General features: G+C 43.0%; 13 protein-coding genes and 1 tRNA gene. 2 read left to right on the top strand and 12 right to left on the bottom strand.

Going from position 1 to position 16,318, the window contains the following annotated elements; genetic code table 11:
* Window positions 1-212: 212 nt before the first annotated feature.
* Complete coding sequence (locus tag IJ00_RS24815; RefSeq protein WP_035157916.1) at window positions 213-2,033, top strand: ABC transporter ATP-binding protein; 1,821 nt, start codon at window positions 213-215, stop codon at window positions 2,031-2,033.
* A 23-nt stretch (window positions 2,034-2,056) separates the two neighbouring features.
* Here IJ00_RS24815 and IJ00_RS24810 read toward each other — a convergent pair whose 3' ends face one another.
* The 11 genes from IJ00_RS24810 to yqeK form a co-directional block, all read right to left on the bottom strand.
* Complete coding sequence (locus tag IJ00_RS24810) at window positions 2,057-3,211, bottom strand: glycosyltransferase family 4 protein (RefSeq protein ID WP_035157914.1); 1,155 nt, start codon at window positions 3,209-3,211, stop codon at window positions 2,057-2,059.
* Window positions 3,212-3,609: 398 nt separating this feature from the next.
* Window positions 3,610-5,178: an MFS transporter gene (locus IJ00_RS24805; RefSeq protein WP_035157912.1), complete on the bottom strand. Its 1,569-nt coding sequence runs from the start codon at window positions 5,176-5,178 to the stop codon at window positions 3,610-3,612.
* Window positions 5,162-6,082, bottom strand: coding sequence for a DNA repair protein RecO (gene recO / locus IJ00_RS24800; RefSeq protein ID WP_035157911.1), 921 nt, complete (start codon window positions 6,080-6,082; stop codon window positions 5,162-5,164). Before recO ends, IJ00_RS24805 begins: the two co-directional genes overlap by 17 nt.
* 66 nt (window positions 6,083-6,148) lie before the next feature.
* Complete coding sequence (deoC, locus tag IJ00_RS24795) at window positions 6,149-6,832, bottom strand: deoxyribose-phosphate aldolase (RefSeq protein ID WP_035157908.1); 684 nt, start codon at window positions 6,830-6,832, stop codon at window positions 6,149-6,151.
* A gap of 220 nt (window positions 6,833-7,052) precedes the next feature.
* Entirely contained in the window at window positions 7,053-8,192 is a 1,140-nt protein-coding gene (locus IJ00_RS24790) for a DNA cytosine methyltransferase (RefSeq protein ID WP_035157906.1), read from the bottom strand.
* 76 nt (window positions 8,193-8,268) lie between these two features.
* Window positions 8,269-9,702, bottom strand: a complete 1,434-nt coding sequence (locus tag IJ00_RS24785) for a YcjF family protein (protein WP_238178392.1) — start codon at window positions 9,700-9,702, stop codon at window positions 8,269-8,271.
* Between the two features lie 168 nt (window positions 9,703-9,870).
* Window positions 9,871-9,947, bottom strand: a tRNA-Met gene (locus IJ00_RS24780).
* Between the two features lie 45 nt (window positions 9,948-9,992).
* Entirely contained in the window at window positions 9,993-10,946 is a 954-nt protein-coding gene (locus IJ00_RS24775; RefSeq protein ID WP_035157900.1) for an asparaginase, read from the bottom strand.
* A gap of 128 nt (window positions 10,947-11,074) precedes the next feature.
* Complete coding sequence (locus IJ00_RS24770; protein ID WP_035157897.1) at window positions 11,075-11,575, bottom strand: CGLD27 family protein; 501 nt, start codon at window positions 11,573-11,575, stop codon at window positions 11,075-11,077.
* The gene (gene rsfS / locus IJ00_RS24765) at window positions 11,572-12,027 is read right to left on the bottom strand and encodes a ribosome silencing factor (RefSeq protein WP_035157893.1); all 456 of its coding nucleotides are present in this window, start codon (window positions 12,025-12,027) and stop codon (window positions 11,572-11,574) included. Before rsfS ends, IJ00_RS24770 begins: the two co-directional genes overlap by 4 nt.
* Window positions 12,028-12,154: 127 nt before the next feature.
* Window positions 12,155-12,736, bottom strand: coding sequence for a bis(5'-nucleosyl)-tetraphosphatase (symmetrical) YqeK (yqeK, locus tag IJ00_RS24760; protein WP_035157890.1), 582 nt, complete (start codon window positions 12,734-12,736; stop codon window positions 12,155-12,157).
* Window positions 12,737-12,917: 181 nt separating this feature from the next.
* Here yqeK and ftsE point away from each other — a divergent pair, with 181 nt between their 5' ends.
* The gene (ftsE, locus tag IJ00_RS24755; protein ID WP_046814917.1) at window positions 12,918-13,652 is read left to right on the top strand and encodes a cell division ATP-binding protein FtsE; all 735 of its coding nucleotides are present in this window, start codon (window positions 12,918-12,920) and stop codon (window positions 13,650-13,652) included.
* A gap of 365 nt (window positions 13,653-14,017) precedes the next feature.
* Here the strand turns inward: ftsE and IJ00_RS24745 are convergent, their stop codons facing one another.
* Complete coding sequence (locus tag IJ00_RS24745; protein WP_035157886.1) at window positions 14,018-16,279, bottom strand: tetratricopeptide repeat protein; 2,262 nt, start codon at window positions 16,277-16,279, stop codon at window positions 14,018-14,020.
* Window positions 16,280-16,318: the final 39 nt, after the last annotated feature.

The raw sequence follows: 16,318 nt of genomic DNA, 5'->3' as shown, positions 1-16,318 counted from the left end.
CAATTATATTTAGCAAAAGTTATCAATCTGTTTACATTTAGTAATATTTTGCTTTTCTTCTGGCAATGGCAGTTTATCCAAATCACCACAACCAGCACACCTGCTTGTATATAGAGAAGGTTCTTTGATTTCGCCACTTAATAGTTCTTGACTATTTTGTAGTATCAATGTAGTATGAAATTTCAGAGAAGCTCAAGTGAGTTCAGTGCATCATGGCAAAATTTTGGGACATAATTGGTTATTTTCGTCCCTACTGGCGAATCAGTGTATTTAGTATAGTGGCTGCCAGCCTCTACGAAATTATCGATTTAGTTGTACCCTACGCGATTGGGCAAATTCTCAATGTATTGTCAAGTCAACCGTTAGATAAACCCCTGGGGATGGCGATCGCCTTCTTGGGTGAAACCATTAATTATCCTGTGAATAATACGCTATCCTTGGGTGTATTACTCGGTATAATTTTTCTGGCGACTGTAGTACGTGCGCCAACCCAACCCTGGTTAACTGTATGGTTCCATTGGGATATTGCTTTGCGGGCAAGACGAGATCACAATGGTCAAACAATTGCCAAAATTCTCACCTTACCCCTAGAATTCTACGATGAAAACAACCCTGGAAGAATCTCTGGTCGGGTAGCTAGGGGTATTGCTAATCATACATGGACTTATCCAGAAATTGCCGGACAATTAATTCCCAAGCTAGCTCGTGTAGTGGGAATCTTTGCTTTTATCTGGCTGATTGAATGGCGAATCGCTATCCTATATCTGATATCTTTCGTTGTCATCCTGACAGTTACTCTCAAGGATTTGCAAAAGATTATTTGGCATGAGGGTAACTTAGATAAGTACATGGAGAATACGGAAAGTCGCACATCTGAGTTAATTACGAATATTAAGACAGTCAAAGCTTTTGCAACGGAAGCTAAGGAATTACAGCGACAGAAACAACGTTTTCAGAGGGAACTGACAGTAGTTGATTACCGAATTCACAAAGGTTATACCCGACTCAGTACTTGGCAAAGAACAGTGATTCAGTTTTGTGTCTTTAGTATTTTGGGTTTAACCTTAGCAGCGACGGTTAATGGTAGAATTTCCTTAGGTCATTTTATTATGACCCTAACTCTGTCTAGTATGGCTTATGCAGAGTTAGAGCCGATTAGTAATTTGGCAGAGGTTTTTGCTCGTCGTTATAGTTCCATGTTGCGGTACCACGAGTTTCTCAATGAACCCGCAGGTATCGATAGTGTAGGTTTACTAGAACCTGAGAAAAATCAGGCTTCACCCTATAAATTTAGCGGCAAAATCGAATTTTCTGGGGTGAATTTTGGTTACGAAGCCGATCGCCAGGTTTTACATGGGATTAATTTACTAATTGAACCCTATCAAACTGTAGCATTGGTGGGACGTTCCGGTTCCGGAAAATCTACCTTAGTTAAGCTGTTGCTGCGGTATTTTGAACCGAATCAGGGAGAAATTCTGATTGATGGGCAAGATATCAAAAATCTGGATGTGGGAGGTTACAGAAGAAGACTGGCGATCGTTCACCAGGAAGTGGACGTATTCAACGGTACAGTTTTGGATAACCTGAAATATGGGAAACCCCACGCTAGTTTTGCTCAGGTAGAAGCTGCTTGTAAAATTGCCAGACTAGATGAGGTAATTCAACATTTACCCCAGGGTTACTATACCGTAGTTGGTGAGCGGGGTGTGAGGCTATCTGGTGGACAGAGACAACGTTTAGGGATTGCTCGTGCTTTACTAGTAGAACCAGATGTACTGGTTTTTGATGAAGCGACTTCAAGTTTAGATTATGAGTCGGAAAGAGCAATTCAATTAGCGATGCGATCGCTCCAAGGAACCCGCACCACCATCGTCATTGCTCACCGTTTAAGTACGGTACGGGAAGCTGATAAGATAGTAGTCCTTGACCAAGGCAAGATTATCGAAGTTGGCAACCACGAGCAACTTTTACAACATGGTGGTATTTACCATCGTTTGCACGCATTACAAGAAACGGGAGAGTTATTAGATTAGTAATGTACTCCCAATTTATCCCTCTAAGCTCCGCGACTGAGATGCATAAAACTCCGTTGTTTTAACACTTCTTCATAAAGTCGTTCGAGATGGGTAATGTTATTACTGAGGGTGTAACGTTCTAAAATCCGATTTCTAGCTTTTTCCCCTAATACTGTTGTCATTTCTGGGTGATCCTGAAATAGGGGGAGGAGGGTGCGTAGTTGCGATCGCACAGTTTTAGTACTGAGAACAATTCCCGCTCCACCCTCTAATACTTCCCCATCAGCACCGACATCAGTTGCTAAACAAGCTTTACCACAAGCCATAGCTTCTAGTAATGATAGGGATAAACCTTCTACTAAAGATGGTAAAATAAATACGTCAGCTCCTCGCAAAAGCTCGATTCTGCGCTGCTCTTCTGCGATGAAACCTAACCAATAGACTCCATAATCTTCACCATAGAATGGTTCCAGGGACGAGCGTAGGGGACCATCACCTACAATTAATAGTTTACTAGTTGGTGCCATCTTTGCCTGTTTCCAGGCTCGGAGTAAAGCTTCCACATTCTTTTCTGGAGCTAAACGTCCCTGGTATAAAAACAAACGTTCTGCTTGAAATTCTTCCTTGAGGGAAGGTGTCGGAGCAGGGTAATACTTGTTGATATCGACTCCGTTAGGGATAATCGCAATATTTTCTAGGGGTACACCCATTTTTCCCAGTAAGTCTCGCTGCAATTGGGAGAAGACAATCACGCGATCATATTGTCCCAAAAAGGGTGCATAGAGTTGATACGCCAGTAACTGAGTACCAGAAATCAATTTAGCTCCCTTGCCAGCAAAAGGTGTATGGAAAGTGGCGACTAGGGGCAAATTTAATTCTTCACAGATTTCGGGGAGAATAAAATCAAGGGGAGACAAAGTTAATGAAGCGTGAACAATGTCCGGTTGCAGACGTTCTAAAGATTCGCTTAATACCTTAGTTGCCTTCAGGGTGGGAATTGTATAAACCTGTGACTTATAAATGAATGGTAGGGAAACTTCTTGAAACTTGGGCCAATTATCTGGTTCCCTTTCTTCTTGGGCAAAGTGCAGAAAACTGACTTGATGTCCCCGGTCTAGTAAAGCATTGGTAATCTCTCGACTGTAGGTGACATTACCACAAAATGGCGATTTTTTTCCAATCCAGGCTATACGCATTCTCTGTTTTACTAAATTAGGTAAAGCGAAAATAGTTTATGATTTTTTATCAGCTATTTACTTCTATTTAATAGAGGTGACAAACCAGAGGTGAGATGATTGTCTCCTAATTCTTGATTGTCGCCATTTTGTTAATCTTCTGTGTCAACTTGTGATGAACAAATTGTTGATGCAGAGTCAAGTTTTCACAATCAATACCGATAAGCTATGGGGTAAAGTCTAACCTTGGCGATCGCAGACTTTTTTGACTCGACAAAAGATTGGTTAAGTTCGATGAATACCGCAAAATGGTAGCAGTAAGAATAGCGTCCTAGTCAGTGACTGGAATTAGTCTACCATGAAACCATCGACTTGGATTGAGGATAGAATTTGGGCTGGTTCTGAGGATATAGTTTTCTCTAGTTTGAGGAAGACCTGGGAGAATTGTACCAGGTAAACACGCCACCAAGGAGGACAATAACTGCTAGTCCCAAAAAGACGGTTCTTAATCCCACAAAGGTTTCTGCCACACCAGCTAAAGCCAAGGGTAGGGAGAGAGCAATATTAATGACGTTATTTTGTAAACCGAAAACTTTGCCCCGCATTTCTGGTGGTGTTTCGGTTTGGATGGTGGTTTGCATAGGAATACCGACTAACGCACCAAAGACACCGACTAAGGTGATTAGGATTAGAACCATCCACAGTTGTTGGGTGAAGATAGATAAACCTGTCAGAGCAACTGTCATACCAGCGCAACCAATTAAACTGAGTTGGGTAAAGGAAAATCTTTGTCCCAAATTTCCTAAGGATGTTGCTCCCAGAGCAATTCCTACTCCACCTGCTGCGAGGAGGAAACCAAATTGTTCGGGTTTGATATCAGGAATAACTTCGGCAATACTGACTGCTAAAACTGTGAGTGCAGCAAATACGGAAAAGAGAATCACTAGTTGAATCAAAGCATTGCGCAGACGGATATTTTCTTTGAGGTAAAGGAAACCGTCACGTAAGTCAGCAAAAACATGGGGTGATTCTTTCTCTTGTGCTTGGGGTTTTTCGTGGGTGACAAGGAGGAGGAGAATCAAACCCGCGATCGCGTAACTACCACCGACAAGTAATTCTTTGCCAAAACCATCGCTACCTCCAATACGGAACCACAAACTATCCGCAGCTGCTAACAGTGGTTCCCCAATGGCAAAACCGACGATTACAGATGCCATCATGGTTGTGGTGTATAGGGAATTGGCAGAGAGTAAATTTTCTTCGGGTACGACTAGGGGAATTGCTGCTTGCTCTGCGGGGGCAAAAAATTGTGTCAGGGTGGAAACTAAGAATGTTACGCCTAAAATAATGGCAAAACCGACGGGAAATTTACCAATAGGTTGCCAATCGCGGGTTAACCACAATAAACCGGGAATTCCCAAAACTAAAATTCCCCGACAAATATTTGTTGCTACTAATACAGCTTTTTTTGACCAACGATCTACAAATACCCCAGCAAGGGAACCGAACAACACCGCAGGAATTGTAAAAGCCATCATCAGTACTGATACCCAGGCACTAATTGTCTCTTCTCCCCGGTGGAATTGGGTATGAATCAGAGCAATCATTAATACCAGATAAACTTTATCTGCCAGTTGACAAAATACCTGTCCTCCCCATAGAGAGAGGAAATTAGGGTTTTGCAGTACTGGTAAAAATCCCTGCGTCCCTTTACCATCAATATTTGATTGACTGGGGCGATCGCCCTTTTCTATAACTTTAGTGCATATCTCCCCAGTATCAGCCTGATTATCCTTGTGGTTTGATGTCAGGGATTTACAGTTGTCGGTAAAGTTGGGGGGAGAATTCTCAGAATGGTGAATCTCATCTGTACTTTTGACAACACTTAAATGGTTCGGTAATTTAGGTGTTGTTGTCCGATTGTGTTTTTTGCCATGACTGGGTAAGGGTGAGATAAATTTAGTTTCCAAATCAGACGGTTGCATCATGGTTAGCAGCAAAATATGAATCTATCAGAGTGGCAGAGCGAATAATATTACCAAAGTGATACTGAGCATACTGGCGCAAAATTTGCTCAATCGATAACCAAGCATTTTCTGTTGCCGTATCTTGCATTATCTCTGGTTGTGACAACTGCTGGAGCAGGTGAAATTCTGGGATTTTTAAACGACGGGTGATTTTGGGTAATTCTTGTTGATGATCAACAATTTCATAGTTGGGGGATGGTACTGCGGTGGTGGGGTATGTACTCCTAGTCTCGCTAATTACTGGTAATTGTGCTGTTTGCTCTGGCTTTGCTGCTGTTTTCATGGCTTCCCACGCACTTAAACAGACAATCCCCCCAGCATTGACGCTAAAACCAACTTGCCAATGGGGATTATTGGTGTCTACTTCTATCATCACTTGTGAGAGACAACATTGGTTAACTTGGGGAGTAAACCCTGCTAGGGCTAGAAGTTGATAAATTCCGTGACTCAGGTAAGCAATAATACTATTTAAATTACCTGGGGGAATGGTTTGTAAACGCTGTAAATGTTGGTTAAGTAGGATAAATAACTCTTCTTGGGGTTGTTCGCTTAAAGCTTGACAGAGGGCAATTTCCGCCAGATATTGACTAGCAGCAAGTTTTCCCAAGTCTTTTGCCAAACCTGGGTAGGATTCAATGGTTTGAGCTTGGGTAATTTTATCTAGCGATCGCCCCTTGGCAATCAATAATTCATTAACAACAAACATCCCACTTCTCCCCCCCAAACTAGAGTGATGTTTTCTAGCTCCGGGGGCGATCGCCTTAATTAAACCATGTTCTTTGGTCAAAACTGTCACTAATCGATCGGCTTCACCAAATACCTGACTCTTTAAGTTGATTCCCGTTACTTTATAAGTCTTACTCATTTTGTATCAATGGTTATCAGTTATTCATGTAGAAAAAATAACTGTTCCCTGTTCTCTGAATATTTTTTAAGATTCTTCCTTATCCAGCCTATCGCGTTGCCGTAACAAATCTACACCACGGGATGTACCCAATCTGGTTGCCCCTGCCATAATTAATTCTAAAGCTTGTTCCAGGGTGCGAATTCCTCCGGAAGCTTTAATTCCGACGCGATCGCGGGCAACTTCTTTTAACAGTCGAATATCGGCGATCGTTGCTCCCCCGTGCCACCCTGTACTAGTTTTCAAAAAAGCTGCACCCGCATCCATGGAGACTTCTGCCACCCAACGTTTCTCAGTATCTGTTAACAGAGTTGTTTCTAATATTACCTTAACTGGTTGCCCTGATTCCTCACAAATTTCCGCAACTTCTCGATGCACCGCTTCCGTATCCCCAGATTTCACCCACCCAAGATTAATTACTAAGTCTAATTCTGTTGCACCATTTTCTACGGCTTCCTGGGCTTCGTATAATTTGACACTCGAACTATGGGCACCAGAGGGAAAACCAATCACGGTACAAACCTTTGGTTTTTTACCATGGAGCAACTCTGCTGCCAGTCGTACATGGGTGGGGTAAACACAGACAGATGCAAACCCGTATCTATCTGCCTCCTCACACCAGTGTTTCGCCTGCTCTATTGTGGCTGTGGGCATCAATAAGGCATGATCAATGTAGGGCGCAATATCAATGTCTGGATAGTCTGATGCCATGATTTTTACTCCCCGGGTGGATTATTAACATTTATCAATAAAAATTAGGTATTTTTAATAAATTAAAACATAATATTAGGGCTTTGGAGACGCTCTTCAGCCACTTTCTGTGAATCACGGCGAATTGTCACACTTCAGATAATTAGTCGTTGACTCAAACCCATCTAAATTACCTATGCCAAAAGCTGGCAAGCTTTGTATTGTAGATATCTTAATTTCCCTATAATTTTTCATCTAAAAAATCACGAATATTCTGAGCTATGGCTTTAGCAGTGAAATAAGGTACACCATTCCCAATGGTTTTAAACATATTAGTTAATGACATATTTTCTGGTAAAGCAAATTTCTGAGGTAAGGATTGAATCGCTAATGCTTCAGCAACAGAAATACGCCTAATTTTATAGGGATGTAAATGAACTTCATTATTCCCATAACAAGCGGTTGGAGAAAATCGCCATCGGTGCAGACGTTTGTAGGATTTTCCAGAATCATCACCTTCATCAATGGCAGCCAATTTTGTGATACCAGCCCGTGGTTGAAAATAATGGTGAGAGTTGGGATGGGAAGTGACGTGATTTTTTCTAAACCAATATTCCACTGTTAATTCTGGGATGATATTTTCTGGACAGGGAAATATAGAATTTTCTTGAAATAAGGTTTTTTCTATCCAGGGTAACTGGAAGATTTTTTCTTGATTGTAAAGTACATATTTATGCCAAGGAAATCGGTAATCTAACCTGGAATCCTTTGACGTGCAGAATTTTTGACTAAACCCAATAATAATTATCCTTTCTCGATTTTGAGGTACTCCATACTCGATGCAGTTAATCAATTTTGTTGTCAGGAGGTATCCAGCTAATTTTAATTTACGTTTTAAACTTTCAAAGAATAACCGATGCTTGTGGGTTTTCCATAATCCCTTGACATTTTCAAACAGGAAAAAATCCGGTTGGTAATGACAAATTAATTCCACATAGGCGGCTGATAGCTTCCCATTATCTCCGAATTGTCCGCGATTTTTGCCACCCACGGAGAAATCTGGACAGGGAGGACCACCAATAAAACCGATAGGATGATGATAGCGGCGGCAATCTTGGATAAAATCTGGAAGGTTGGCAGCAGTACCCAGGAGCAATTTACTAATATCATGCTCTTCTCCACAATAATAGCCATACTCCGGTAATGGCAGGTTTAAAAGTTGTCGTGAATAGCGGTATGCTGCCAGAAAAGGCGAAAAAATTTCATTGACATAGACAATATCAAAACCACTAGTTTCAAAACCCAAATCGAGAAAACCAGCACCAGAGAAAAACGAGAAGATTTTTCCGAAATTTGGGCGATCGCCAGCCACAATTGTCATAGTCTTATTTCCCTAAGGAGAGGCGATCGCCTACCTTCATTCTGAATTCACGGTACAAAGAGGCGATCGCTGGGTGCTAAACAGCTGCATTCTCAGCAGTAATCAGTTTTGCGTCTGTTGTTTCTGGTAATAAACGCTTCACACCTTGCTGTACGAAAGTTTGGATAAATGCTGTCTTTTGGTTTTCCTGAAAGACATTTTGAATAGTTTGCCGTAGCTTGTCTAAGTTCAATGTACTTCCAGAATTCACTGCAATTTCCTGCTCCTGGAAATAGGCAATTAAACTTAAACCTGCTAACCGAGTTAAATATGCAGCACTGACACCCTCAACCACACCACCAGCAACGTAGGTGATCGCATTAGTTTTCAAAACAGTGCCGATCGCCTTGGTGGAAAGTTCCACTAAACCCAGTTTCAACATCAAACTACCCATTTCCCCAGCAACGGTTTTGGCTTGCTCTAGGGAGAATTTTTGTTGATAAATATGACCTAAATCTACAACCATTTGACCGTTAATGGCGGCGGTTGCTAATAAATCTAAGGCAGGTAGGGGATTGGCAAAAGCTGCTGCTGCGGCAATCCATTGATACTGTTCAATCACAGGGGTAGCGCGATCGCTCCTCACACCGTTCAAATATTCCTTAGCAGTAGCTTGCAATAACAAGGCTTGTCTTTGGGTAGTCGCCCAAACTAATTGTTGCCCTTGATTGCTAATAATTCCCCCCAACTGCTGGATAATTTGCTGTGTATCGGGTACAGGTTGTTCCATCCACTCTTGAATCGAACCATCTTCACCATGTTTGCGAACCTTGATTGGTAAAGGAGATGCAGCAGTTGCCACGGTTTGGGGGAAGCGTTGCTGAAGGGAGAGGAAAATACTAGCTCGCTCCTCTGGCAAATACTGATCTTGCTTATTGAACACCAGCATTGCTCTTTGAGAAGTTGCTTTTACCTGGTGCAAAGCTTGATATTCCGAATCTGTCAAATCTCCATTGGTGAGAAATAAGACAAAATCTGCCTGATTCGCATCTATTAAGGATTGTGTATCTTGATTGACTTCCTGCAACAGAGGTGAGGTTTCCTGAAATTGGCTATGGGGGAAATGGGGCTGTAAAGTTTGAATTAGAGTTGTTTTCCCCACTGATTTCCCACCAGTGACTGCAACATTGATATTTTCCCTATCTAGCTGGGAGTATAAATCTTGAGCTTGTGCCCGCAAATCTGCCAGACTGGGGTGGTTTTCTGCTTCCTGAGCCAGAAAGGAAATAACTGTCTCAGACTTAGCGATCGCCTCTTCCACTATTTCCCGACTTGTTGGTATGCTATCTAGGGGGTCGTTGCCAGCTTTGGCACGTTTATATTTCAACAGCCACAAACCACCGCCCACAGCAATCAAACTTAAGAGACTTAGCTCACCTAACTGCCCTACAGAATCATGCCAACTCTGTAAAAACCATAGGCTAAAAGATAGTCCCAGTCCACCTACTAAAATTGGTCGCTGCAACTTCACAACTTTGGCTCTCCGCACGTCTTGGATGTTTCTCCTCCAGAATAGATCAAAACTTTCCTTTCCTCAGTTCAAGGGAGCCATCATCACACTTTTCTTTACTTCTCTATCAAAAAATTAATCCCCCCTAGAAATAACTTCCAGAGAGGATTAAAATTTACTAACTTAATTTGGTGGCGGGAAGTGGATTTGAACCACTGACCTTCGGGTTATGAGCCCGACGAGCTACCAGGCTGCTCTATCCCGCGTCGCCTTCTTTAGCTAGTATAGCACCACCTTTTATCTTTTGGCAACTACAAAATCGATAATTCTCCGACGACTTCTAAACGCTTGTATTTACCAATGAGCATAAACCTTTCTGCGAGGGCTTCCGCAACGCTGGGAGTAATCCAACCCATCTGTTGGAGCAGGTGAATTGCCACGGCATATTTTGCCCGTTTCGAGCCATCGATCGCCTTGATTGCTAGTCCCATACCTTCACCCAAGCGCGCGATGCACTGGACTCCTTCCGCACCGGACTTGCTGACAATTTCTCCGGGGGCAAGGCGCATGAGTTCCGTGTCAAATTCTCCCTCTCCAGCAATCATCGTGGGGTGGTGAGTCATGGCGCGGACAATACGTTCTAAATCCAAGCCGCTACGGGAGGCTAGTTGGGCATAGAGGGAAGCGATTTGTCCCAGCTGCATCAAATAAGTTGGGGCACCACAATCATCGTGGGCACTAATGAATTCAGCAGCAGGCATCCGTAGGAGTTCAGATACTTTATTTAAAATTAACTGCTGGACAGGGTGCTTACGTTGTAAATAATTACTTAAAGACCAGTTGCACTGCTGGCAGACTGCCAACATTCCGGCGTGTTTTCCGGAACAGTTATATTCCAGAGGGCTGCTTTTTCCTTCTGGGGTGGGGCATTGGAGAGCCGAAGGGTCAATATCTGCCCGCCAGAGAATATTAAATGTTTGCCGTACCTGTTCAATACTGCCCTTGTGGGAACTGGTGATAATTGCTAAGTCGCGATCGCTCAAATCAAAACGTTCCAGTGTCCCTGTACTGGTGACAGCAAGGGCTTGAAATGGTTTGAGGGCTGATCTGACAAAAGTTGCGGTTTCGGAGTTTCCGGCAACGGATAGCACCCGCCCACGTTCATCACAAACAACGGCTTGGACTACGTGTCGAGATTCGATAATACCTTCGCGTAGCAACCTCACTTCTAATGATGTTGCCTGGGTTCGTTTGCCCATTGTCATGGGTGAATATCTCTTAATTGTGTCATCATTTTTTGAGTCAGTTGTCAATAGCTAATTTTGAGTAGTTACCTGGGCTGACAGGCGACCGTTTCTAGTGACTATTGACCATTGACAATTTAGACTAAGTGTTAAACTAAGTGCCAAACTATCGTACCAGCTAGGAAGAATACAGCCAAGCCAGCAAAGGTAATTTGTAACCGTTGGATAATTGGTTTAATTTGATAGGAGACTATCAGCCGATCGCGGCTTAATATTGCTTCTGGTTTTGTCCAGGTTTGACCATCGTACCAACCCGATTCTTCATAGAAAATTATCGGACTGCTGAGGCGATCGCGCACGTAAGACCATCCTAAGTACATTTGCACTAGTACAAGAATGACACCCACGCTTCCCCCAGCTGCACTGGTGAGGAGGAATTGGACAAAGTATTTATGAATGGGAAAACTGACAGCTGCTACGGGACAGGCGACGATTAAGGAGAGACTCCAAACCCAGACAATTTTGCTGATGTATTTTCTCCAGGGGAGAGTGCAGTCACGAAACATCCAAGCAGATTTTAGCTCCTCATATTCATTCAAGGGCTGTTGTTCTGTGGGTACCGGACAACTATGCACCGAAGACTCTATCATCTTGCCTTACCCCCGCCTTCATCGGATGTGTCAAATTCTATACGTTCTGCGTGTCCCCAGAAGGCTTCCAAGTTATAGAATTCCCGTTCCTTGGGCATCATGACATGAACTATCACATCTCCATAGTCATGGAGTACCCAACTGCCTTCCATTTTTCCTTCGCTACGGAGGGGAAGACGATGTAATTTTTCTTCTACTTCTTTTTCCACAGCATCGGCGATCGCCCTGACTTGTACACGGGAATAGCCCGTCAGCATCACAAAATAATCAGCGAGGTAACAAACTTCAGCGACTCGCAATAGTATAATTTCACCAGCTTTGCGTTCCGATGCAGCTGTGGCAACGGTGAAAGCGAGTTGCCGACTTTCATCATCAGTAGCTATGGTGGAAGCTGTGCTTTCGGTGACAGCAAGGGATGGGAAGGGGGAATTTACGGGAAAGAAATCAGACATTAAACCTCAGATGCTCTTTGATTGCAACGTTTTTTGACAGACGAAAACCAACAAATATTCAATTGCAACTTTCTAATCTGGTTTGTTTGCATACTAGCAAAAAAACTGGGGTCAGAGATTACTGTTATCAAATTGCTGGTTTGTTTTTGGACTCATTTAAGAACCAATTGCGGGTAGCGATCGCCCTGGGGTGGATGAGGTAGGGGCTATCAAGTAGATATTTCAGGGTATAATCGCAGGTTAGCCACACTCCCCGGTGGATATTTTCTTGGCTGACATTTCTTAAGGTCTGTAATTGTTCGGAGTCTCCCCGTCCTGGTTCCAAGGCATCCGCCAGGAATACAATACAGCTGAGGGGATTCATGGCTGGTCTGCCTAGGGTATGATTGGCGATCGCCTCTAACACATCCGTATCTTTTACCCCGAAGGTTTCCCGTGCGACAATTGCACTCACATCCGCGTGTAACAGATGGGGGGTAGTGGACATTACCGCATCTATTTCCACCCCACCCCTACTTGCCATAGCTAGGAGCTTACGGGGTTTAAAAAATTTTGCCAAATCATGCATCAATCCAGCCAACGCGGCTTTTTCGCTATCAACACCATGGTGAACAGCCAAATTCCTAGCTAATTCTTCCACCCGCAAAATGTGATTTACCCGCGAATCCGGCACATTTTCCCTTAACCAGGCTAAGACTTGTTGACGCATAGACGGCATCGATGCAAAGATTATTTTCCTATTCTAACTTGATGGGCTGCTGGTGTTAGGTGGTGAACAGCCCCTGTGTCTTTTTCATCAAAAAATTTTGAAGCCAATGTGAAATTCTGGTGATTACTTGGGAACTATGACTTTGTAGTTCTCTCGCTATGGGTATGAGGATAAACGACCAATGCCAGTATTAACACGTAATATTGCCCTAGAAAATATCGAGGCAAAAAGTCAGGAACAAGAACAGCAGCAGCAGATAGTGGTGCAGTTACGTGATGTTGTCAAAACCTATGGGAACGGACAAAATGCTGTCAGCAACGGGAATTTAGCTGTGAAGCAGGGAGAATTTTTATTTATTACAGGACCTAGCGGTTCTGGTAAATCCACACTGTTGAAATTACTCTACGGGGAGGAATTAGCTACCGAGGGGGAAGTTATCGTTGATGGGTTAGATGTCGCAAATTTACGGGGCGATCGCCTGTCTTTTTTACGACGACGCATCGGTATTGTTTTTCAAGACTACAAGCTCATACCCCAGCGCACCGTTGCCGAAAATATTACCATCGTTCTGCAAACCCAAGGCTATACCCGCAAGGAAATTCAGCGTCGTTTAGAACCCACCCTGAAATTAGTCGGATTACTAGATAAAGCTAGTCAGTTTCCTGCACAACTTTCCGGTGGAGAGCAGCAAAGAGTTGGCATTGCGCGGGCAATTATTAGCACACCACCCCTCATTCTCGCCGATGAACCTACGGGGAATTTGGATCCAGATAATTCCTGGCAAATTATGCAAATACTCCGAAAACTCAATACCTTTGGTGCAACGGTAATTGTCACCACCCACGATGAGCAATTAGTCAGACGCTGCAATTATCCTGTCTTGCAAATGCGTAATGGCAGATTGTACAAAAAATAAAATATACTCAGTTGCTGTTCAGAGAAGGGGATATAGGCGATCGCAAATCCCCTGAAAGCCAGTCAATGGGATATAGTGTGATTTTAGGCACTTAGAGATCCCCCCTAACCCCCCTTAAAAAGTGGGGAATCGGAATCCAAGTCTACTTTTCCAAAAGACGTAGAGGGCAAATATTTTCTTTCGTTCCCATGCTCCGCGTGGGGACTTATTCCACGAGGCTCCGCCTCAAACAGGGAAGCAGAGCTTCCCTTACCTGTATCCAAACCGGAGTCTTGGAACAAGTTTTTCGTCATAGTTTTTGCATGATTTTTTTATCCCAAAAAAGGCACAAAGTAAAATCGAGAACTGTCTCTAAACCGTCCGAGCTATCCTTGAATCAAAGCTTGAAACCGTGGTTCATGGCGCATACTATCAAAATCAGTATCCGTTTTCGCCATCTCTCGGTACTTTTCATCTAACCTAATAGCAGTTTCTAGGTTTTCCATGGCAGCATCCATATCACCTAAATTAGCATAGGCACAGGCGCGATTATACCAAGCTTCATTCTTATCAGGTTTGAATTGCAGAGCTTTATCATAGGATGCAACAGCCTCCTCATACCTTCCCAACTCATCTAGAGCAATACCCCGGTTATTCCAAGCTTCATGCTTATCAGGTTTGAATTGCAGAGCTTTATCATAGGAAGCAACAGCCTCCTCATACCTTCCCAAATTACCTAGAGCATTACCCCGGTTATACCAAGCTGCATCATCATCAGGTTTGAATTGCAGAGCTTTATCATAGGAAGCAACAGCCTCCTCATACCTTCCCAAATTACCTAGAGCATAACCCCGTCCATACCAAGCTTCATGCTTATCAGGTTTGAATTCCAGAGCTTTATCACAGGAAGCAACAGCCTCCTCATACCTTCCCAGATTACCTAGAGCATAACCCCGTCCATACCAAGCTTCATGCTTATCAGGTTTGAATTCCAGAGCTTTGTCATAGGAAGCAACAGCCTCCTCATACCTTCCCAGATTACCTAGAGCAATACCCCGGTTATACCAAGCTTCATGCTTATCAGGTTTGAATTGCAGAGCTTTATCATAGGAAGCAACAGCCTCCTCATACCTTCCCAGATTACCTAGAGCATAACCCCGTCCATACCAAGCTTCATGCTTATCAGGTTTGAATTGCAGAGCTTTATCATAGGAAGCAACAGCCTCCTCATACCTTCCCAAATTACGCAGAGCAACACCCCGGTTATACCAAGCTTGATGTAAATCAGGTTTGAATTGCAGAGCTTTATCATAGGAAGCAACAGCCTCCTCATACCTTCCCAGATTACCTAGAGCAACACCCCGGTTATTCCAAGCTGTATCATCATCAGGTTTGAATTGCAGAGCTTTATCATAGGAAGCAACAGCCTCCTCATACCTTCCCAAATTACCTAGAGCAACACCCCGGTTATTCCAAGCTGTATCATCATCAGGTTTGAATTGCAGAGCTTTATCATAGGAAGTAACAGCCTCCTCATACCTTCCCAACTCATCTAGAGCATAACCCCGTCCATACCAAGCTTGATGCTTATCAGGTTTGAATTGCAGAGCTTTATCATAGGAAGCAACAGCCTTCTTATAGCTTCCCAAATAAGCTAGAGCAATACCCCGGTTATACCAAGTTGCATCATCATCAGGTTTGAATTGCAGAGCTTTATCATAGGATGCAACAGCCTCCTCATACCTTCCCAAATTACGCAGAGCAACACCCCGGTTATACCAAGCTTGATGCTTATCAGGTTTGAATTGCAGAGCTTTATCATAGGATGCAACAGCCTCCTCATACCTTCCTAGATTATGTAGAGCAATACCCCGGTTATACCAAGCTTGATGTAAATCAGGTTTGAATTGCAGAGCTTTATCATAGGAAGCAACAGCGCTGATAAAATCTCCCACAGCAACAAATAATGTTCCCTGTTGACAATAAATATCTGCTCTACGCTCTGGGGATTCTTCATATTCTAGGAGTGCTTCAAACGCCAGAAGTTTCTCAGTCTGTTGTGCGGGAGTGAGGTTGATATATTCATCAAAATTTCCCTGTAAAATTAACTTGTCATAGGATTCTGCAATCAGTTCTTGCTTATCAGGAAACTCAAATACTCCCGAACTCCAATCAAAAAAATCGGGAGCGCGACGAATAAAGAATTTAATTGCAAATAACGGCAAAATCAGTACAAAACAAATATTAGGAAAACTCTCTCTAAATCCTTCCCGTTTCTGATTCAAATGACCGAGAATTTTCGGAACCCTATCCAAAACATAATATTCTCCCTCACCACCATAACCCGGTTGAATGGAGGATTCTAAAGATTTTTCTAAACCTTGAATAAACAGAATATTTAACTCGTTTTTATCTCCACGTTGGGCAACTAAATCATATAAATTATCAATCGCTGCTGTTAACTCAATAACGCCTATTTTCTTCTGAGGTAAATCTTCCCTAACTTGGGTAATCAAATTTTTCGCCCTTGCTGGAGAGCATTGCACAAACACAATGCCAAACCCTCTTTTCAACCGCAAAGAGCGTAACAAGGTTTTGTAGACATCTTCCTCCCTAAATTCGTCATCAGAAGAGTTATCACTTCTCATAGCAATTCTGTATAAAAATACAACAAAAGCTCCTTAGTC

Origin of the sequence: Calothrix sp. 336/3 (assembly GCF_000734895.2) — a bacterium.
Taxonomy (GTDB): domain Bacteria; phylum Cyanobacteriota; class Cyanobacteriia; order Cyanobacteriales; family Nostocaceae; genus 336-3.
This window is presented reverse-complemented; position numbering and strand designations above follow the sequence as displayed.